The organism is Frondihabitans sp. 762G35, assembly GCF_002074055.1.
Lineage (GTDB): Bacteria > Actinomycetota > Actinomycetes > Actinomycetales > Microbacteriaceae > Frondihabitans.
The window spans coordinates 17,744-37,988 of the sequence record NZ_CP014619.1; the positions used below are offsets into that span (position 1 = coordinate 17,744).

General features: G+C 64.4%; 17 protein-coding genes and 1 tRNA gene. 3 read left to right on the top strand and 15 right to left on the bottom strand.

The genetic code is table 11. The features are described from left to right. Positions 1-42: 42 nt before the first annotated feature. Genes AS850_RS00090 through AS850_RS00115 form a run of 6 tightly spaced genes read right to left on the bottom strand, consistent with a single transcriptional unit; the run spans position 43 to position 7,205 of the window. Positions 43-1,809, bottom strand: a complete 1,767-nt coding sequence (locus AS850_RS00090; protein ID WP_119867283.1) for a protein kinase domain-containing protein — start codon at positions 1,807-1,809, stop codon at positions 43-45. Then, complete coding sequence (locus tag AS850_RS00095) at positions 1,806-3,260, bottom strand: peptidoglycan D,D-transpeptidase FtsI family protein (RefSeq protein WP_119867284.1); 1,455 nt, start codon at positions 3,258-3,260, stop codon at positions 1,806-1,808. The genes AS850_RS00090 and AS850_RS00095 overlap by 4 nt, the downstream gene beginning before the upstream one ends. Further along, a complete protein-coding gene (locus tag AS850_RS00100; protein WP_119867285.1) occupies positions 3,260-4,684 on the bottom strand; it encodes an FtsW/RodA/SpoVE family cell cycle protein in 1,425 nt (474 codons plus the stop codon). The genes AS850_RS00095 and AS850_RS00100 overlap by 1 nt, the downstream gene beginning before the upstream one ends. Then, positions 4,668-5,915 carry a PP2C family protein-serine/threonine phosphatase gene (locus tag AS850_RS00105; protein WP_119867286.1) on the bottom strand — a complete coding sequence of 416 codons (1,248 nt, stop codon included), beginning with the start codon at positions 5,913-5,915 and terminating at the stop codon, positions 4,668-4,670. The genes AS850_RS00100 and AS850_RS00105 overlap by 17 nt, the downstream gene beginning before the upstream one ends. A 4-nt stretch (positions 5,916-5,919) precedes the next feature. Next, the gene (locus AS850_RS00110) at positions 5,920-6,462 is read right to left on the bottom strand and encodes an FHA domain-containing protein FhaB/FipA (RefSeq protein ID WP_119867287.1); all 543 of its coding nucleotides are present in this window, start codon (positions 6,460-6,462) and stop codon (positions 5,920-5,922) included. Then, positions 6,459-7,205, bottom strand: coding sequence for an FhaA domain-containing protein (locus AS850_RS00115; RefSeq protein WP_119867288.1), 747 nt, complete (start codon positions 7,203-7,205; stop codon positions 6,459-6,461). The genes AS850_RS00110 and AS850_RS00115 overlap by 4 nt, the downstream gene beginning before the upstream one ends. Positions 7,206-7,348: 143 nt before the next feature. On the opposite strand from AS850_RS00115, the gene AS850_RS00120 reads away from it, so the two are divergent. Beyond that, positions 7,349-7,435, top strand: a tRNA-Leu gene (locus AS850_RS00120). 105 nt (positions 7,436-7,540) lie between these two features. On the opposite strand, the gene AS850_RS00125 is transcribed toward AS850_RS00120, so the two are convergent. From AS850_RS00125 to AS850_RS00140, 4 genes are all read right to left on the bottom strand, one after another. Then, positions 7,541-9,325: a hypothetical protein gene (locus tag AS850_RS00125; RefSeq protein WP_119867289.1), complete on the bottom strand. Its 1,785-nt coding sequence runs from the start codon at positions 9,323-9,325 to the stop codon at positions 7,541-7,543. A gap of 101 nt (positions 9,326-9,426) precedes the next feature. Continuing rightward, complete coding sequence (locus AS850_RS00130; protein ID WP_216819802.1) at positions 9,427-10,254, bottom strand: hypothetical protein; 828 nt, start codon at positions 10,252-10,254, stop codon at positions 9,427-9,429. Positions 10,255-10,885: 631 nt separating this feature from the next. Beyond that, on the bottom strand, positions 10,886-11,134 hold the full coding sequence (locus tag AS850_RS00135; RefSeq protein ID WP_164088345.1) for a transposase: 249 nt from the start codon (positions 11,132-11,134) through the stop codon (positions 10,886-10,888). A gap of 531 nt (positions 11,135-11,665) precedes the next feature. Beyond that, positions 11,666-12,592, bottom strand: coding sequence for a site-specific integrase (locus AS850_RS00140; RefSeq protein ID WP_123955388.1), 927 nt, complete (start codon positions 12,590-12,592; stop codon positions 11,666-11,668). Here AS850_RS00140 and AS850_RS00145 point away from each other — a divergent pair. Next, positions 12,591-13,289, top strand: coding sequence for an XRE family transcriptional regulator (locus AS850_RS00145; protein WP_119867293.1), 699 nt, complete (start codon positions 12,591-12,593; stop codon positions 13,287-13,289). The genes AS850_RS00140 and AS850_RS00145 overlap by 2 nt on opposite strands. A gap of 56 nt (positions 13,290-13,345) precedes the next feature. Then, positions 13,346-13,804 (top strand): hypothetical protein, encoded by a 459-nt coding sequence (locus AS850_RS16165; protein WP_123955389.1) that lies wholly within the window; start codon positions 13,346-13,348, stop codon positions 13,802-13,804. On the opposite strand, the gene AS850_RS16380 is transcribed toward AS850_RS16165, so the two are convergent. From AS850_RS16380 to AS850_RS00175, 5 genes are all read right to left on the bottom strand, one after another. Next, entirely contained in the window at positions 13,762-14,061 is a 300-nt protein-coding gene (locus AS850_RS16380) for a helix-turn-helix domain-containing protein (RefSeq protein ID WP_164088346.1), read from the bottom strand. The two genes, AS850_RS16165 and AS850_RS16380, sit on opposite strands and share 43 nt — an antisense overlap. Positions 14,062-14,540: 479 nt before the next feature. Beyond that, positions 14,541-14,939: a recombinase family protein gene (locus AS850_RS00155; protein ID WP_236940778.1), complete on the bottom strand. Its 399-nt coding sequence runs from the start codon at positions 14,937-14,939 to the stop codon at positions 14,541-14,543. A gap of 128 nt (positions 14,940-15,067) precedes the next feature. Further along, entirely contained in the window at positions 15,068-18,727 is a 3,660-nt protein-coding gene (locus tag AS850_RS16170) for a YobI family P-loop NTPase (protein WP_123955390.1), read from the bottom strand. Positions 18,728-18,930: 203 nt separating this feature from the next. Next, positions 18,931-19,440 (bottom strand): hypothetical protein, encoded by a 510-nt coding sequence (locus AS850_RS16175; protein ID WP_123955391.1) that lies wholly within the window; start codon positions 19,438-19,440, stop codon positions 18,931-18,933. Then, positions 19,441-20,049, bottom strand: a complete 609-nt coding sequence (locus AS850_RS00175; protein ID WP_119867298.1) for a recombinase family protein — start codon at positions 20,047-20,049, stop codon at positions 19,441-19,443. It lies immediately after the preceding gene. Between the last annotated feature and the right edge of the window lie 196 nt (positions 20,050-20,245).

The following is a 20,245-nucleotide window of genomic DNA, read 5'->3' on the forward strand; positions in this document are numbered from 1 at the left end:
TCCCGGAGCACGCTCCGGGACCCGGCGACACGGGGTGGGTGCCTAGGGGGTGGGCGGTGGGCTGCTGGGGACTCCCACGTTCTGGACCGTCACCGTCACCGTGGGCGACGACTCCGAGGTCAGCGACCCGCACGACGCCTTGTAGGAGAAGTTGAGGTTGCCGGCGCGGCTCGACTTGACCAGGACCTGCGTGGTGTTGGCCCCCACCGAGCCCGACGTCTTGCCGCTCGTGTCCGTTCCACCCGAGACCGAGTAGTTGTACCCGGAGAGGTTGTAGCCCACGGGGCATCCGGAGTACTGCGGGAGGGAGATCGTCGCCGTGGTGGCGTCGTCGGCGGGGATCGTCGGCGGCGTGGCCGTGGGCGCTCCCGGCTGAGCGGCGCTGGGCTGGGCCGCGTAGACGAACAGCTGCACGGTCGAGCCGACGTTGACGGTGCCGGTCGGGTTCACGTTGTAGACGAGGCCGACCTGGCCCGGCGTGGGGGCCGTGCGCGGGTTGGGGGCGTCGGTGACGGTGAAGCCCTTCGGCCCGAGGAGGGCCCGCGCGTCGGCCTCGCTCTTGCCGATGTAGTCGGCGGCGTTGATCACGTAGGACGTGGGAGCCGCGGTCGAGGGCGGCGGCTGGCTCGCCGGCGTGCTGGCCGCGGGGGATGACGAGGAGGACGGCGGGGGCGACGTCGTGTTCGACTTCGGGGCCGACAGCAGCGCGATGGCGGCGATGGCCCCGCCGACCACGATCAGGATCGCGAGGACGATGACGGGCCAGAACCAGGCGCCGCGCTTCTTCGGCTCCTCGTCGGCGGCGGTCTCCGGCAGGATGCCCGTCGGCGTCCCCGCACCGAGGCGCGACGTGGCGGCGGTGGCGGCAGGTGCGGCGTCCGCGGCGGACATGAGGCGGGTCGTGGCATCCTGCGCGGCGAAGACCTGCGTGGCGGCGTCTCCGGCACCGGCCAGCCCCAGGGCGGGGACGGCGGCGGTGGCGGCGGCGACGTCACCACGGCGCAGGGCACGCGACGCCTGGGCGAGGGCCGAGGTGGTCGCGGGGCGCTCGGCGGGCTTCTTCGCGATGCAGGAGTAGACCAGCTTGCGCACGGGCTCCGGGATCGTCGACGGAAGGTCGGGCGGCGTCTCGTTGATCTGCGCCATCGCGATCGCGACCTGCGACTCGCCCGTGAAGGGCCGGCGGCCGGCGAGGGCCTCGTAGGCGACGATGCCGAGCGAGTAGATGTCGGTCGAGGGCGACGCAGGATGCCCGGAGGCCTGCTCCGGCGACAGGTACTGGACCGTGCCCATCACCTGGCCGGTCGCCGTCAGCGGCACCTGGTCGGCGATGCGTGCGATGCCGAAGTCGGTGATCTTGACGCGGCCGTCCGGCGTGATCAGCAGGTTGCCCGGCTTGATGTCGCGGTGGACGAGTCCCGCCGCGTGCGCGGCCTGGAGGGCGGACGCCGTCTGCGCGACGATGTCGAGGACCTTGTCGGTGGGCAGGACGCGGTCGCGCTCGAGGATGGTCGACAGGGCCTCGCCGGGGACGAGTTCCATGACCAGGTAGGCGCTGCCCTCCTCCTCGCCGTAGTCGAAGACGTTGGCGATGCCCTCGTGGTTCACGAGAGCGGCGTGGCGCGCCTCCGCGCGGAAACGCTCGAGGAACCCGGGGTCGCCGAGGTACTCGTCTTTCAGGATCTTGATGGCGACGGTCCGGCCGATGACGAGGTCGGTGGCCTGCCACACCTCGCCCATCCCGCCGATCGCGACGCGGGACGAGAGTTCGTATCGTCCGCCGAAGGTGAGCCCGCTGTAAGGTCTCATTTGCTCAGCACCGCCTCCATTACCTGCTTTGCTATTGGCGCGGCGACGCTGTTGCCGACCAGCTGTTGCCCGCGGCCTCCACCGTCGCCCACGACGACCGCCACGGCGACCTTGGGATCTTTCGCCGGTGCGAATCCGGTGAACCACAGCGTGTAGGGCTCACCGGTGCCGTTCTCGGCGGTCCCCGTCTTGCCCGCCACGTCGACGCCACTAATTCTTGCATTGGTTCCGGTGCCCTTGGCGACGACCTGGGTCATCAGCTCGGTCAGCTCGGAGGCCACGCCGGCGCTGATCGGGGTGCCCAGCGTCTCGGCCTTGAACGACTGCAGGGGCGAGAGATCGGGGTTGACGATGTCGTCGACGAGCGTGGGGGTCATCTCTTTGCCTCCGTTGGCGATCGCTGCGGTGATCATGGCGACCTGGAGCGGCGTCACGCGGACGCTGCCCTGGCCGAAGGACTGGAGCATGAGGGTGGCGGTGCCGTCCGTCTGCGGGAAGACGCTCGGCGCGGTCTTCTGCGGGATCGCGAGGGCGGACTCGAATCCGAACGCCTTGGCCATCTCGTTGATCGCGTCGTAGCCCAGCTTGGCGCCGAGCTCGGCGAAGGGGATGTTGCACGAATCGATCAGAGCGGTCTCGATCGTGACGGTCGAGCCGCCGCCGCACGCCCCGCCCTCGGCGTTGTTGATCCGCGAGGACGATCCGGGGAGCGTCAGGGTCGCCGGGTTGGGGAGCGTGGAGTTCTTGTTGTACTTGCCGCTCTGGAAGGCCGCGGCCGCGACGACGAGCTTGAACGTCGAGCCGGGGAAATAGAGGTCGCCCTGGATCGCCCGGTTGATGAGCGGCTGCGACGAGTCGCCGATGAGGGTGTCGTAGGCCTTCAGCACCGAGGCGCGGTCGTGGCTGGCCAGCTTGTTGGGATCGTAGGAGCCCTTGGAGACCATCGCGAGGATCTTGCCGGTCGACGGTTCGATCGCGACGACGGCGCCGGTGTTGTCGCCGAGCGCGTCGGAGGCGGCCTTCTGCACGGTCGCGTCGATCGTCGTGTTGACGGAGGCACCCTCGGGATCCTTGCCGGTGATCAACGAGTTGAGACGGTCGAGGAACTGCTCGTTGGACTTGCCGGAGAGCTGCTTGTTGAGCGCGTTCTCGATCCCGGTCGATCCCTCGCCGAGCGTGTAGTACCCGGTCACGGGGGCGTAGAGCTCGCCCTCCGAGTAGGTCCGGAGGAACTTGTACTGGTCGTCCACGGGCTTCGACTCCGCCACGGCCTTGCCGTCGACGAGGATCGCGCCGCGCTGCGCCGAGTAGCTCTGCAGGATGGCTCGGGAGTTGCGCGGGTCCGCGCGCAGCGAGTCGGCCTGCACGGCCGTGATGTACGTGCTCGACGCGAGCAGCGCCACGAACATGGCGAGCACCACGACGCTCACGCGCTTGAGCTCCTTGTTCATCAGCCGACCACCGTCCTCGGTTGATTCCTGACCCCGTCGGACAACCGCAGGATGAGCGCCACGATGATCCAGTTCGACACCAGCGACGATCCTCCCGCCGCCAGGAAGGGCATCGTGAGGCCGGTCAGCGGGATCACGCGCGTGACGCCGCCCATGACCACGAAGACCTGGAGCGCGACGGCGAAGGCGAGGCCGACCCCGAGCATCCTGCCGAAGTCGTCCTGGCCGACGAAGGCGATTCGGAACCCGCGCGACACGAGCAGCAGGTAGAGGCCGAGGATGGCCACCAGCCCGGCCAGCCCGAGCTCCTCGCCGAGCGACGCGATGATGTAGTCGCTCTGCGCCAGCGGGGTCGTCTGGGGGCTGCCCTGCCCGAGGCCGGTGCCGATCAGGCCTCCGTTGGCGAAACCGAACAGCCCGGTCACGAGCTGGTAGCTCCCGCCGTCGGCGTTGTAGGTCGACGACGCCAGCGGGTCGAGCCAGGCCTGGAAGCGCCCGTGGACGTACGAGAGGGAGAGGGCCGCGACGATCGCGCCGCCGACGAAGAGGACGAGGCCGATGATGATCCAGCTCGCCTTCCCGGTCGAGATGTAGATCATGACGAGGAAGAGACCGAAGTAGAGCAGCGAGGTGCCGAGATCGCGCTCGAAGATCAGCACGAGCATGGCGACGGCCCAGATGACCAGGATGGGGCCGAGGTCGCGCGGACGCGGGAAGCGCATCCCGAGGATCTTCGGACCCATCAGCGAGAGGCTGTCGCGGGCCTGCACGAGATACCCGGCGAAGAACACGGCGAGCGTGATCTTCGCGATCTCTCCGGGCTGGAAGGACAGCGGACCCACGTCGATCCAGACCCGCGCGTTCAGCCCGCTGCGGCCGAGGCCGGGGACGAGCGGCAGGAGCAGCAGCACGATCGACGTGAACATGAAGATGTAGCGGTAGCGGGCGAGCACCCGGTAGTTGCGGATCACGAACAGCACCGCGATCGCGATCACCATGGCGGCGATCGTCCAGACGATCTGTCGGACACCCGCTCCGCTCGACACCGCGACGCCCCGGGCCAGGTCGATCCGATAGATCTCGGCGATGCCCAGCCCGTTGAGGGTCAGGGCGATGGGCAGGACGAACGGATCGGCCTCCCGGGCGACGACGCGGAGGACGACGTGCGCCACGAGCGCGAGCCCGAGGATGCTGGCGCCGCCCCAGAGGACGGAGGGCTCGATCGTCCCGAGGGCGCCGAGCTGCACGAGGACCATCGCCATGGCGCAGATCCCGCAGGCGAGCACCAGGAGGGGCAGCTCGATGTTGCGGAGGCGCGCCGGCTGGCGCAGCCGGATGGTGATCGTCTGCGTCAGGGCCTGCGCTCGGGCCGAGGGGTTGCTCGGTCTGCCGATCGCCTCGGTCGCGTCAGTTGCCGGTGGCATCGCCGAGCCTCTCCACGATCGCGCGCGCCTGCTTCAGGCTGCCCGCGTTGATGGTGTCCTCGACGCTCTGCCGGTTGTAGTTGGAGAGGTCGTCGACGGTGACCTGGGTCTTCTCGTAGACGCTCGAGAGCCCGATCGGCCCGAGGGACTGCTGGACGCCCTTGTAGATGACCACCGTGCCGTCCTGCTCGCCGACGTAGTAATGATCCTGCGTGTACCGATAGCCGGCGAAGGCCGCGGCCGCCACGAGGAGGGCTGCGACGACGAGCGCCACCAGCCAGGTGATCCGTCGGCGCCGCGCCCGGCGGCGGTCCTCCGCGATGAGCTCCTTGAGGTACTCGTCGGACTCGGGCTCGAAGTGGCTGTCCTCCGGCGTCGTAGCGACCTTGAGGGGGTGCAGGAGGATCGTGGGGAGTCGAAGCGGACGTCGCCCCGTCTCGCCCTCGAACGTGAGGGGCACGGAGGCCGACCCGACCGTCGTCGGCACCTCGGCGGCGGACGTGGCGCTGTCGTCCACGTCGACGACGACGACCGTGACGTTGTCGGGCGCACCGTGGTCGAGCGTCTCCTTGACGAGGCGACGCCCCACGGCGTCGGCGTCGAGGCCGGACGCGAGGGCCTTCCGGATGCGGTCCTCCGCGAGGTAGCTGGAGAGACCGTCGGAGCAGATGAGCCAGCGGTCGCCCGGCTGCGTGCCGATGATCGCGGTGTCGATCTCGGGGGCGGCGTCGACGTCGCCGAGCACCCGCATCAGGACGGAGCGTCGCGGGTGGACCGCCGCCTCCTCGGGCGTGATCCGGCCGGAGTCGACGAGGCGCTGGACGAACGTGTGGTCGGCCGTGATCTGGCTGAGCTCGCCGTCGCGGTAGAGGTAGATGCGCGAGTCGCCGATGTGGGCGATCGCCATGCTGTCGTCGACGCGCACCATCGCGCTGACGGTGGTGCCCATGCCGGTGAGCTCCTGGTGCTCGAACACCGTCTCGGCCAGCAGCTGGTTGGCGGCGATCAGCGACGACTGGAGCGCGAACTCCGCGTCACCGGGCGACGGGTACGGCTTGTCGACCTCCCGGATCCTGCGGATCGCGATCGCCGAGGCGACGTCGCCGCCGGCGTGGCCACCCATGCCGTCGGCCACGACGAAGAGCTGGTTGCCCGCGTAGCCCGAGTCCTGGTTGTTGGCACGGATCTTCCCGACGTGGGACAGGGCGGCACTCTTTATCGACGACGCCATCCAGTTACCGCCGCAGCTCGAAGCTCGTCGTGCCGATGGTGACCGTGGCGTTCAGCGGGAGCGGGGTCGGGACGGAGACGCGCTCCCCGTTCACGAACGTGCCGTTCGTCGAATCGAGATCCTGGATCACCCAGCGGCCGTTCCACAGCATGAGTCGGGCGTGGTGGGTCGAGGTGTAGTCGTCGCGGATGATCAGGTTGCTCTCGTTCGAGCGGCCGATCGTGAGCGGTCCGTCGCCGAGCGGCATCTCGAGGCCGTTCTTGGCGCCCTTCGTGATGACGAGGCGCGTGGGGGGAGCGCCGTCGCTGCCGGGGACGGGGGTTCGGGGGGCCGCGGCCTGAGGGCGCTGGACCGGTGCCGCCTGCTGGCTCTGCTGACCCTGCGGCGGGGTCGGGGGGTTCTGCTGCCCGTTCTGCTGTTCGGGGAGCCGCTTCGCCCGCTGGCCGAAGAGGTCGCTGCGGAGCGCGTAGACGATGAAGAAGATGAACAGCCAGAGGATGATGATGAAGGCGAGGCGGAGGACGAGGAGCGTCAGTTCACTGGTCATCGGATCGCACCTCCCGCTCTCCCCGGCCCGTTCCGGCGGGGGTCGCCGAGAGGGTTTTCGGACGCGTTCGAGGACGCTGCGACAGGGAGCACTCGGAACACGATACGCGTACGACCGATCTCGATCACGGAGTCGGAGCCGATCACGGCCTTCGAGAGGGGCGCTCCGTCGAGTTTCGACCCGTTGGTCGAGCCGAGGTCGGTGGCCTGGGCGCGGGTGCCGTCCCAGAGGATCTCGAAGTGCTTCCGGGACGTCCCGGTGTCCTGGACGGTGATGTCCGCCTCGCTGCCGCGACCGATGACCGTGCGCCCCTTCGGCAGCGTGTGGCGCTTCCCGTCGACCTCGACGACGGCCGTCCAGGTGACGTCGTCCTCTCGCACGTTCGACGACTCGATCCGCAGGATGCCCACCGAGAGTTCGTCGTCGGGGACCAGCGCGATCCGGACCGGCCCCGCGAACGAGTAGTTCTGCGCGGCGGCGTGGTTCTTGACCAGCTGGGTCAGCTCGTCGGTGAGAGCGCCGCCCATCGCGGCCATCCTCTGGTGATCCTGCGGGGAGAGGAGGACGCGGAAGTCGTTCGGCGCGAGGATCCGCTCGCGGGAGACCACGGCCGACCGGACGTCGAGCTCGTGGCGCAGCGCGCTCGTGATCTCCAGCGGCTGCACGCCCGAACGGAACGTCTTGGAGAAGGCGCCGTTGACGGCGCGCTCCAAGCGCTGTTCGAAGTTGTCGAGCAGTCCCATTGAGGTCTCCACCGGTGTGGTCGGTCGGGCCGCGGTGCGGCGGGCGGGGCCGCGGTGCGGCGATTCTTTGGACGAGGTCGCAGGTTCGTCGATGCTAGCCGGTGCAAACCACACGGCCGCTGCATGCTATCGTTTTCAGGTTGGCGCGAGTGGCGGAATAGGCAGACGCGCACGGTTCAGGTCCGTGTGCCCGAAAGGGCGTGGGGGTTCAACTCCCCCCTCGCGCACCAGGGGTTCTTACCCGAAAACAGCTGGAATATTACCTGAAAGCAGCTGAAAAGAAGGCCGCAGCCAATTGGCTGCGGCCTTCTTTTGTTGGAGCGGAGTTGAGGCGGTCAGTCGCTCAGGTCATTGAGCTCCGTGATGAATTCCTCGTTGGTCTCGTAGCCGTCGTAGACGCCTGTCGGTTTCTTTCCTCTACCGGTGGCGGGGTCGTACCGATACGCGTTCGTCGTCTCCCGCCGACGGTCGGTCGGGTGTTTTGCCGGCTGGCCTTCTCGGTGGATGAACTGGTCCACACGGTTGAGGTTTGCGGCGCAGATGATGAGAGTGGCTAAGAGGTATTGCTTCGAGAAGCCGCGGGCACGGCGGCGCCCAGGAGTGTCGAGAGCGTGGTGGCGCTCGTCCTTTATGTAGGCGTTCACCGATTCGATGTAGTTCCGAGCGATGGGGTAGAGCCTCAACCAGATCTTGGAGCCCCAGTAGATGTCTTGGCCGAGTTTGAGGCCGGCCGTCTTGGGGAACTGAACTGTCTGCTGCTTGCAGATGCGGTCGGGGAACTGGGGGATGTTGGTTGGGACGATGCGCATGAGGATCCGGTCGCGATTTTGTTCCGCGTCACGGGCCTTGAGCGGGCATTTGACAGTCGCGCGCGTCCCAACGGCTGGACAGGAGTACCTCGTTTCGCCATGTTCATTCGGCTTGGCTTTGCGGAGCAATTGGTATGGAGCCCGGGAGTTGACTCGGGCGGCGAACGTAGCCGCGTCGATGGTCCGCTTTTTCCCCCGGAAGTCTGACGACGCGGTGATCACGTCTTCGGGCATCGCGGGGCAGTACCAGCTGCCGTCGACCTGGATGGCGCCTTCGTGCTGGGATTGCAGACCGAGCTGTGCGTCCTGGTAGTCGGTCACGATTCCCATACCCAGGCTGCGAACGGGGCCGGCGAGGTCCTCGGGTTTCGATGTGGCGAAGTACCCGCGATCTGCGACAACAAGGCCGTCCTTCATGTACCGGCCGAAGCGGTCCATCGCTTGTGTCAAGGCCTTGAGTCCGTTGCCAGCGGGGTCGAAGCTCGGCTTGCACTGGGAGATACCGATCACCGGTTTGCAGAAGGCCTGGTCGTGGCTCTCCTTCGTGTTGATGGTGGGCGCCACCAGGTGCAGTTCGTAGGCCCATTTGGCGATCCTTGCGTTCTTGGGGTCAGACGGCTCACGGTGTTTAGAATCGCGCCGGTACCACCCGGCGTCGTGCTCGATGCTGGCGAAGAGCCCATTCACTGATTGGCCGCGCTTGCTGTAGACGGCGAACGCAGTTGCGTCGATGGTGACGTTGCCTTCCCATCCGTCGAACACTTCGGGGCTGCTGGCCGCGGTGACGAAAAGCAGTTCGTTTGCGAGCCAGTCGAGGTTGGTCATCGCTTCCTCGCAGACTTCGGGGTCTCGTCCTGCCTCATTGGCCGCTCGGTCTTCCATGAGCATCTTCTTGTTGAGGGGTCCGGGCTTGGGGTCCTGGATTGCGACGAGGCGGGTGAAGCTCTTGTGGATGAGGGAGTACCAGGCCTGCTCGGACCTCTGTGCCGGAAGGTGGATCAGGGACCTGGACTCGTCGCTCAGTCGGTGGTGGAGCATGGCTGCCGCGGCCCGGAACGTGAGGGGGCTGCCTTCGATGGCGAGGATGAGGAAGATGATCAGGGTGGCGCTGAAGTCAAGGAGGCTTTCTCCTCCCTGGGGCCCCTTTCTCGCGCGATGCGCGAGGAGTAGGAGCCGGTCTGGGATGTCCGACTCGGTGATAACCCGGTAGGCGAGGACGACACGTTTGTCGACAACGATGTCGTTGCGGTCGAGGACCCCCTTTCCGTGTTCGGGGATGGGATTTGGGCGGGCCGGGTTGCGTTGGAACATGCTCAGTTTCCTTTCGTCGTGTCGCTCGGTGGTGTTCGGGTCGATCTCGAAGGGCGTACTGCTTTACTGGGCGGAGGGTGGAGCTCGGTTAGGCAGCGGCTTCATGGCAGCTCTCCCGTGCGAAGGACGCGACGGACCTCGGCGTCGCTGGGTAGTGGGAGCTGTTCGACGATGGTCTGCAGCGTGCTGGCGTGCTGGATCTTGTAGGCGTCCATCACGGCGCGAAGAGCACTGAAGTGACTGGCGCGTCGAAGGAACCAGGTGACCCGCAGCCGATTCAGCTCGGGCACGAACGAGTCGATAGGTCGAAGGGCTCGTCGCGCCGTATGCAGGAAATCGTGGATGCTTTGGTTTGAAGCCAATTGAATGAGCAGCGCGCCTGGCGACGCGGACGCGAGGACCTCCCGCACGGACGGCTCGTGGAGTTGGTCGCACCACACGGACCGGTCAGCCAAAGTCAGTAGCACGCCGGATGCTCCCCGGTCGCTGAGGTCGTCTGCTCGCACCGTCATCATGTCCGCGCCGTTGAGCCCGAAGCCCAGGCCGAGAGCGAGGATCGCGTAGGCGTTTCGCTTCACACGTCCAACACGTCGGGTCCGTGCCCACGCATGAAGCTTCGCGAGGTCGGAGACCGTGTACGCATCACTTGGATGCGAACGGTAACTGCGGGGGGACACAACCTCCGATGACCGTTCCTCGACGATGCGGCGGATGAGGTCACTCAGGTGACCACTCGCCAACGCGCGGCTTCGCGGCGCGAGTCGTGCGGTCATGTCCGCACTGTGGACGTATGCCTCGGCCAGTCCAAGGCTGAACAGGTCATCACTGAGGCGCAGCCCTTGCGCTGTCACGCACCAGTCGATGTAGCGGGCAGCCGCCATCATGTACTCCCGTGCTTTTCGGACGTTGTAGGGGTGCACGCTTTTCACGGACGTGCGGACGAAAGCGGCAATGGGGACCCACGCGCGAACATCCCGGAGAGGCTCATATGTGTCGATAGCCCGACCGACCTCGTCGGCATCGGTGCTATTAGGGTCCACAGTCACCACCCGCCCCGACTGCGGGTCCAGCGGGCGGTGAGGATGAAGGGCGAGCCGAGCCACCACCCACCAGACTCACGTCCACCGATGCGCGAGGCATCGGTAAGGGCCGTCCGAACGCAAGGATTTGCGTCAACGAGGTTTTGCGAGGGCGCCGGTTGATGGGTCCCCGGCCCCAGCGTTGTGGACCGAGATCCTCGTCAGCGGAAGGCACCCGCCGCTGGCGGCTCTCGTCACGAGCACGGGTCTTTCGGTCCCCCGATGCCAGAAGAGGGAAGCGCAGAGTAAATGCCTGGATTGATGGTCCGGTCACCCGTGAAATCGAGCCGCATTCGACGCGCCTCCGCGGGCCCGACGCTTGGTGTCTGGTCATAGGCAGAACGCTAAGAACAAGCACCGAGGCATGCCTACGACACGCCGAGAACGGATCAGAAATGGCTCGCACATTGGGGCAAAAGTCAACGGAAGTGGCGCAGGTTCAGTCAGCTGACGCTGGCGACCGAGCCGAATGTGACCGGCCCTAGTGGCTGTAAGGCAACCGATCCGCGTTGGGTCGGTTGGGGTCGCCGTCGCGTTCTTGACGCGCTAGACGGATCCAGTGGCCGAGGGTGCCGTGTGTCATGCCGAGCCGGCGGGCGATGTCGCGGCGGCTGTATCCGGCGTCGACTTGCTTCAGGACCATCTCTCGGATGCGGCGTGCCTCGTCGTAGTTGCGCCGAATGGAGTATCGGATGTCGAGGAAGGGGTCGTCGTAGTCAATGTCGGTCATGGCAGTGTCCATCTGTTCACGTCGTCAGGTGAGCGCCCCGTATCGCCGTGACCGCGGTCATGGCATCCTGGAACGGACATCCCGAGATGGGTGTGACGACAAGCTGCGGATCTCCCGGTCACCGGGGCGCAACGAACAGCGAGGCAGTCGGCCATGAGCGGACTGCGTAGGTAGCCGACCCTCAGCAGGTCACTACCGACTGTGATGGACCGGTCGAATGCCCGAATCCGTTTGGCGACGGAAAGGGTTCTGGGAACCGGTGTTTGTGTTGCCACCGCGAGTGTATCCATCTCCAGTCTGATGCCTGCCGTTCTCGGGCGGGAGCGCATGACGTGTACTCGATGACTCGATTCGCTCACGACACGCCCTCCTTCTCCACTCCGGGACTGCCCACCGCGCTCCCAAGTAGGAGACCAGCCACCGTCTTTGCCCGTATCGTGGACATTTCTCTCTAAAACGACCACGCTGATACCTGAAAAGGGGATTCTGGTCGCGCCATGGTGACAGGCACTGCGACTGAATCGATGGAGGCTAACGGTGCGTTGCGGACAGGTTCTGGTCGGCATAACGCAGAGCCCGGATGGCCGTGTCGGCGGGTATGTCGGTGATGAAGCGTTCGAACCGGGCGAGGGCATCGAGGGACTCGAGGCCGGCCGCCTTGGTGAGGACCCGGAGGGGTGTGCCGGCATCGAGATGTCGGACGATCCAGGTGGCGCGCATGCGTTGCGATTGGGGATGCAATCCCAACGTGCGGCTTCGGGCGACGAAGTTGGAGATGGCATTGACGTACGCGAGCCTTCGTCCTGGGCGGAAGGCGAAGGCGTCTGGGGTGGCCGGGTTCAGATCGGGCACGATGTCAGCGAACTCGCGAAGCATGGGGACCATGCGCTCTCGGCCCTGCCGGATGAACACATCAATGTCCCGGCCATCGCGACGGACGTCCGACGTCCGCAACTCAATGATCTCCTGAGCCGACAGGCCCGCCCCGAGGCCGAGTGCGACGAGGAGATGCGCGTTGGCCCTGCGGTCCTGTGTGGATTGCCCTCGGGCCCAGCTGACGACGGACACGAGCTGCTTCCGGTCGTAGGGCTCAGAGGGGTCGCTCGGAGGCAAGGGGGGAAGGCGCCCCGGTCCCGTGCGAACGATGACCTCCGACACGCGAAGCAGGAGGCTGCGCCGGTTGCCGCGCGCTGCCGCGGTGAGGCTGCCGCACCCGACCTGCGCGTAGTACGCGATCACCTCCCGGGTGAAGATGGCCGGCGCATCCAAGGGCAAGCCTGCGGACTGCCAACACCACAGCGCGAACCCGGCGACGGCTTTACTGATGGCGGGGACCGGGTAGGGGATGATGCCGTCCACGGTGCGGACGACCTCCTCCACGAGATCCCGGATGGCTTCCCAATGTGCTGGATCGATGAAAGGACGAAACGCGTGAGACTTCTTAGGCTCATCACTCATGACGCTGATAATAATCAGCAAGCCATCTGCCGATGGGACCGGCAGCGGCGTGTCACTAAGGCACCGTGCAGGCGTGGTCGCGATGTCTGACGAGTCAAACAGCCGCGAGAGTCGGCACGCGATCATTCATGCAGCGGTCATGGACATTGGACGCCACCTGGCCGAGTTCCGTGAAGGAGGTAGAACCGCTGCCAGCCTTGCGCGCTATGCCGGTGTCGCCGAGAAAACGGTGCGACGAATCGAGGCGGGAGAACAGACCCCGACCTTGGAGCAGGCGCTTCGTTTGTGTGATGCCATGGGGATCTCGATCACCGCTCTACTCGGTCCCATGCGTGTAACGCGTGCCAGCCGTGTGGCCGACCGTGAACCGGGCGTGAACTCAGGCGCAGTTCGACTGGATGCACTCTCATCGTCCTTCGAGCACATGGCCGAGGAGATTCTGCCTCCGGATCGTCAAGAATCGTTCATTCGGCACTCTGGTCTGGAACTGCTCTATGTCGTGCGCGGCGCTGTTCGCCTGCAACTGCATCACGACGAGGAGGGCGAAGTCCTCCCCGAACGGGACGCGGTCCAGTTTGACGCCGGGCTGACCCACCGGCTCATCAACGAAGGCGACGAGGATGCCATCATTTTGCGCATGATGAGCAGCGACGGCCTGCGGGTCCACGAGGCGAGAACGACCCATCCGGTCTGGTAGCTCGTTCACCCCGGCGCGTCGACAGCGCCGCAGTCGAAGTGCTTATACTAATCAGCATGGGGAAAGAAGGGCCTGCCGTGATTAGGGTGACCGCCGTAGGTGGTCATCCAGTACATCTGGGGTGGACGTCGAGCATCTTGGTGCCCGCGGATGTCGAGATCGAGTTCGTTGATTTCGGCTCGCGTGTGGAATGTGTGGTCACGCGTCGTGATGAGCAGGTCGGCGTGGTGTGCAATTTGGACACCGGTGAACGTGCCTTCCAGACGAACGGCCACCCGGCGTCGCTCGTCGCGCGTCTGGCCCTTGCCTGTGTCGACGCACGGCAGGCCTACGGATCGACCTCTCCTGACCGGAAACAGCAGCCATCCCCGTTCCTGCCGATAGCGGCTATCGCCGAGCTCGGAGGTGCCGAGTACGTCCAGCCAGCTTCGGCACGCTATCCCTTGCCATCCGAGCTGCGGACCCCACCTGCTCAGGTTTCTGGGGCGCCATCACGACCGGAAGACGACGAGTAGAGGTCGGCATTGAGCCCGATCTCCAGACGGGAAATCGTCGCAAGGTCAGGCCATGACTCACCATGGAGGATCCTGACGAGCGTCGCGTTATGAAGGCCTGTCTGCTCCGCGACGGAGCGGATAGAGCGGCCCGCCATCGCTACGCGAAGGTTCACGACGAACAGGCGAGCTACTTCACCGAACGGGTCCGGTGACGGAACGTCCGGCCAGGGAGCCGGCGCGAGTTCCGCCGGCGTCTGCCGGGCCGTGCGTGCCATGCGTCCAGGGTAGAGGCACCGGGTCGGTGCGTGATGTACGAGAGGCGAGTTGATGCCCGCGATCATGCCCGGACCATGACGCAACAGGTCGTAACCCTGCTGCGACCTACCAGGCGAAAGCATGCGAGCATCTTCGCCTTCTCTCGCCGGCATCAGTTCGAGCACGCCAGGCAGGTACGCCAGCTTAAAGCGCTATCGTCTGCGATCGATCACATCAGCTTGTGTGACCGCGGAGGTAGCGCGTCTACATCTGCAGAGCGCGTGTCGTCGCTATCAATTCAGGTCGGCGTCTCGAGCAAATCAGGGACGGTTCACGAGGAGGATTGGCAGCAGGCCAAGGCCGCCGGCGGTGACGACGATCGTGACCATAAAAAGCAGTCCGCCTTGGCTATGTCAAGGTACTTGGGACCCACCAGGGCAATCTAGGCCGGACCCACTTGTGGCCCTCACGGACGGTCGTGAGCTGGGAGAATCCCCGGCTAGCTGGAGCTGACGCCTTCTTTGAGGTGACGGTAGATGGTGCCGCGTGAGACGCCGAAGGTGTCGGCGATCTGCTGCACCGTGTAGGTCTTCTCGTCGCACATCGCTCGGGCCCGCTTGGCCTTCGTGGCGGTCATCTTGGAACGCCCTCCGCCGTTTCGACCGCGGGCTCGGGCGGCGGCGAGTCCGTCCTTCGTGCGTTCGACGATGAGGTCGTGCTCGAACTCGGCAATGGCAGCGAGCATGTGGAAGAACAGGCGGCCGCCGGGGGTGGTCGTATCGATGCCCTGCGATAGGGCTCTGAGGCCAACGCCGCGGCGGTCGAGTCCGTCGGCGATCTCTTTGAGGTTTCGGACGGAGCGGCCATTGGCGAGTGCGGTCGATAAGCGGAACCGCATTGCGCATGGAGAGAACGAAGGCGCTAACAGGGAACAGGCACTTCGCCTCAGTGACGCCGTCGAAGAGATAGCCAACTGGTGGTCGTCGCGCTTTAGACCTTTCTAGCTGCTCCGACGGGTCCGATCGCCTAGCCGTGGTGCAGAGTAATCCGCAGCGTTTGGCCCTTGTCAGGCTTAGACATAGAGATAATCCCGGCGCTCTTGAGTCGTTTAACAATGGTCCGATTTTCGGATGTATCGGTGATCTTCGGCCGCTGCCTGCCGGCATCTGCGATGGTTCGGTAGGGGCCGCCAATCTGCCGGAGAAGCTGACGCAACTCGTCTATAGAAATTCGATCTCCGGCGCTTGCGAGTAGGCGAAGAACGGTTTCCTTCCGGGCACCCCCTGCTTGGACCATTGAGATCGCGCTTGCACCGAGAGTAAGACGCTCCTCGAGGCCGCTCTCGGCGATGGCCTCGTAGGCGTCTGCGGGAACGTTGGCGAATGCGTTCAGGTTGTTGACGAGCCTCGCCTGGATTGTCGCCTTGATGTTCCGACTTCGGATGAGGGGGGCGATGTGCTCAACCTTGACCGTGGTGGGGAGAACCATGTCGATGAACGCGGTGGATTTTGTGATGGCGTATTCCTGGGTGGCCCAGTCGACCATAAGGCGAGCCGCGAATGCCTCTGGGTCGTCGACGAGGAGATCCTCGGCAATGAGCCGACCCATGAGCTCTCCCGCCTCTGGTTTCAGAGAAGATGCGGGCAGGACTCCCGGATCAAGATCTAGTGCCAGGTCTACTCGGTGCTCTGTAGCTAATGCGTCCGGGCCGGCATTCACGATGGCTAGGGCTACAGCCGAGCGCCGCTGTTGCTCGACTTCGCCTACGTCGGTGATGGCTGGGACGCGTGCAAGAAGAGCGCTGATGCTGCTGTCGACCTCGCCTGCCCAGTCGATGTAGGAGGCGACGTTCTGGAATGTGGGTGAGGTTCGAGGCTCGCGGACGAGGGCGGGCCATGCGGCGGAGGGAACTTCGCTTAGCTGCTCGACCGTGCAGTCGGGTGCAGCCGTCGGAATGAGGCGGTCGTAATGCGTTCTTCCCCATTGCTGCGACGCAGTGAGAATCGGGACAAATTGGTCAGGGTGTTCGATTGTGAATGCCGTTGTTGGGGAGTTCTCGAAAGCCTGGAGGTAATCGTCGAGGCTGTCCACGGCGTAGCTATACAGTTCCGGGTGACTGGTCCTCAATGCATCGAGGGCGATGTTTTCTGATCGGGATAGCTGTTGAAGGTTGGACGCCGTGATCGTGAACGCTCGGGTGCGGGCAAGCACGCGGCGGGCCGAAGAGGTGAGGGGAGTGACGTCGGGCAGGGTGCTCCCTGTGTCTACTAGGAGGGCAACTGTGGCTTCGGCAGTGAATTGTTCCTGCGTGAGGGATGGAAGGGCTTGGTAGTTGGCCTCTAGAACCGCTCGCACGGTGTCGGGGAGGTCGTAGTCCAGGTCGCCTCGGTGCTGAATTGCCGTGTCCAGCAGGCTGATCCGTTCTTCTGGGTCGAGGGGGGCTTGGTCGACAAGGTAGCTATAGATGCCCTTGGACAGGGGGGCCAGCTTCGCGATGAAGGGATCTTTAGCGGCGCCGGCGTTCATGTATAGGTCGATGAAGGCTTGATCGTCCGTGTTTCCGCTGGTGAGGCGACCGACAACGACTGTTGCGTCGCTTGGACGGTGGTGGAGGAGGTGGTCGAGGATCGAGACGTTGTGCATGCTGCGTTCGGTGAGGACGGAGCGGCCTTGGTCTCTGAGGATTGCGTCCACGTCGTCGCCATCGAGAGCGTATTCGGGGTCTGGGATGCCGCGATCAACGTTGCGCATGATGTAGGTCATGGCGTCAGGGCGGATAAGTTCGCCGTAGAAGGTCGACACGTGCAGGGCGAAGTAAGACGTCAGGTACCCGCTGATCACAAGGTCGACGACAAGGCGAGACGGTAATAGCGCCTCTGCCCATTGCTGGAAGGTCTTTTCGACCTCGCCATCGGCGGCGCTATAAGTAAAGTCGGCGCGGCCGGCTAGGCCCTGCCAATTATGCCGGCGGAGAAACTCACTGCGCGTGGCGTTTCTCCGGATTTTCTCGCGGTCGGCCTCAGCCATGTGGGCCGCTTCTGGACCGAAATCAACAGAGGCGCCAAGCAGCGTTTCGACGACATTCCGAGGGAGGGACATCTGCTGCGGTGACCCGTAGTAGCTCGCTGAATTGACCGTAACGGTGATCTCCCCTCGCCCCGCACGCAATTCGCGCCAAAAATGGGGTGTGCGTAGCGACGCGTCATCGACTGGTGAACCATCCAGTCGGATGGCCGCCTCTACGAATGGAGTACCTGAGGCCGTGGCTAGTGCGTCTATCTGAGAACGTAGTTTCTTTCCGAGTGCTTCGGCTCTTTCCGTGGCGGCATCTTCGCTGGCGATGCGCCTGCGCAGTCGAGTGCTGTCATCGCGAAGCTGTTCCAGGTTTGCTTGAACAAGGCTGCGCCATGTTCGGAAGAGCCGGTCCAGAGAGCTTTCGCCGTGGCGGACGGCTTCGAAGTCTGCCAGGTGGCTATTCTTGAAAAGGATCATGGCGAAGAGGCGGTCCGGATCGAGCTCTGGCACGGGCGTGGGCACATCGAGCAGTTGGCGTTTAAAGACCTCGTATTCGTTCACGATGTTGTGAATGAGACGCATGTCGGCGACGTGGCGGGCAGACAGGTCCACGAGATCTTTGGAGATCGCGTGACCGCGCGATGTGAGCAGCGAGAGCAAGAGATCTCGAGCGTTCTTGTGCGTGATGAACGGGACCATCGGCACGATCAATTCGAAAAATTTGGTGCGGTTCGCTCGGACGAGTTCGGCACGTGCCTCGTCGGTTGTGACAAGGGCCGCGTCCCTCCCGAGTTTCTCAAAAACACTGTCTCGGACTGCGTAGATGAACCGGACGTTTCGGGGTTCCAGCTGGGCTGCGGCATTGAGAAGGCCATTGAGGGATCGGAGGGATTCGAAAATGCCTGGGTCGTTGAAGCGATCGAGATCTTCGATGATGACGATGTCGCGTTTTGGGTTCGATTCGAAGAAGTAGATGATTTCGTCGAGGTATTCGTCAAAGTAGCTTGTCGACCGTGGTGGCAGGGTGATGGATGCTGGTCCGGCGGTGACTTTCTCAAGGCCGAAGTGGCCTTGAAGCAAGAGCCGAATTAGAAGCACGCCAGCGCCGCCTGCTACGAGCACGCCGACGGCGATGATCACCGCTCGAACAGACATAGGAAGAGTCGGCAGTGCGATGTGAAGTGCTGCAGCCAGGGGTGCCCCGGCTCCAATGGCAACCAAGATGGCGAGAACGAGGAGACCCCCAGCAACCGCGATCAGCGTCTCCCGTTTCCATCGTAGGCGCGAAATTCTGCGGAAACGAGATTGGGGCGTGTCTGAAGGGTGCTGCTGGTAGAGCAGCTGCTTGACGATCTCCTTTTGGATGCGGTTTGAGGTTGTTTGAGCCGCGGGGTTCCCTCCGGACGCGGTGTCGACGGACTCGGGCTCTACTCCCAAGGTCAGCAGGGACAGATTGATCACCCGGGCCGAATAGCTGGCCGCCAGTTGTCCAAGCACACTGCTTTTGCCCACACCGTATGAGCCCGCAAGAGCAATATTTCTAACGAGGGGTTGGTCATCAATTGCGCGTTTGAGCGCGGCCAAGTACGTCCCATGGACAGCTTGGTCGTACCGCGGAGCGAGACTCTCCAAAGCGAGAGCGGGATGAGTGTTATCGACGGGGTCAAGCATGTGGCGAACCTAACGGACTGTGCCAACATCGACGCGGAGGCCGCCGTCGGAGTCGTCGTCGTCGATGTTGACAAAGAATGGCGCATCACCGTAAGACGCCCTCGTGGCTCCGTTCTCACACGGAAAGCGGAGAGACAATGCCTACCGTTTTTGAAACTCCTCACCAAGCGCAAGCCGGACCTGCCTTGGCCTCGGACTTACCGTTACGAGAGATCCGATATCTCGACAACGCCCGCGTAGATGTGCCTTAGAAAACTGACGGCGGACACCATCGGGTACGTCACTGCGCCTCGCGGATGCCCGACCCATTTGTTCCGCAGACGCAGCATGTCTCGAAGGAACTCGTCGAGCTCGGGCCTCAAGGAGTAGCCCTTTCGAAGCGACTCGATGAGACGGCTCATGCCGGCCGTGGGCGATTGGTCAACCTTAAACCGCATGGCGAGCTCGAGGGCCTGGAGAGCTTTCTCGACCGCCAGAGCAGCGAACTCATAGTGAATGACCGAAGCCTCCAAAAGGTCTCCGCTCACGTCAAGGAGGGCGACAACATCGCTCGGTGTTGATGACGATGCCGGAAAGGTCGATATCAGTTCACGGATAGCTGGCGGTGTCGCCGGCACCGGGGGCTGCGACGAACTCGTGGGGACCAGCGACATTCGCGTGGTCCGCTCGTCTAGCTGGAATGTCCACGTCGTCGGATACCGGCTCTCGCTCAACTAGTTCCCTTCACGACTTGTGGCCCCTTCGGCAGCCGATTGCGCGAGAGCTCGGTACAGAGTCGCGCGGTTGATCCCGAGCTTTCGGGCGACGACGGTCTTGGGAATCCCGGCGTCGATCAGGCCGCAAGCTTTCCCGACCTGTTCGGGGGTCAGCTTGCGTGCGCGGCCGAGGTACCTACCAGCCTCTTTGGCGATCCGAATTCCCTCGCTTTGACGCTCACGTATTAGGGAACGTTCGAATTCAGCGAAGGCGCCGAGGAGGTTGAGCATGAGCTGACCGATCGCGTCGCCAGTATCGGCGCCGTAGGTCTGTTGCTCTTTGACGAACGTCACCGACGCCCCTTTGGCCGAGATCTCGTCGACGATGTCACGGAGGTCACGAAGAGACCGCGCGAGGCGGTCCATAGAAGAGACGCGGACGCTGTCGCCATCCCTGACGTACCGGATGCACTCGGCCAACGCCGTCCGGTCGGCGCGAGAACCACCAGAGACCTTCTCTTCGAAGACCCTATCGACGGGACCGATGGCCTCGAGCTGGCGGGCCAAGTTCTGGTCAGCGGTACTGACCCGCACGTAAGCAACGGACTGCCTCTTGTGCTGCGTCATTCCTAGACCCTTGCACAAATCTGTTGCAATGGTCGGTAATGGACCCTAAAGCGACGCCGATTTGCTCGGCAGAGCGTGTCGCGTTGGGCTGTACCTCAAAGCGACAAGGCTTGAATTGAGAATCGAACGCCTAAGACCGTCGGGCACGTCGGCCGTCCGAAAACGGTGCTCATGTGAGGCAGAAATCGGACACGAG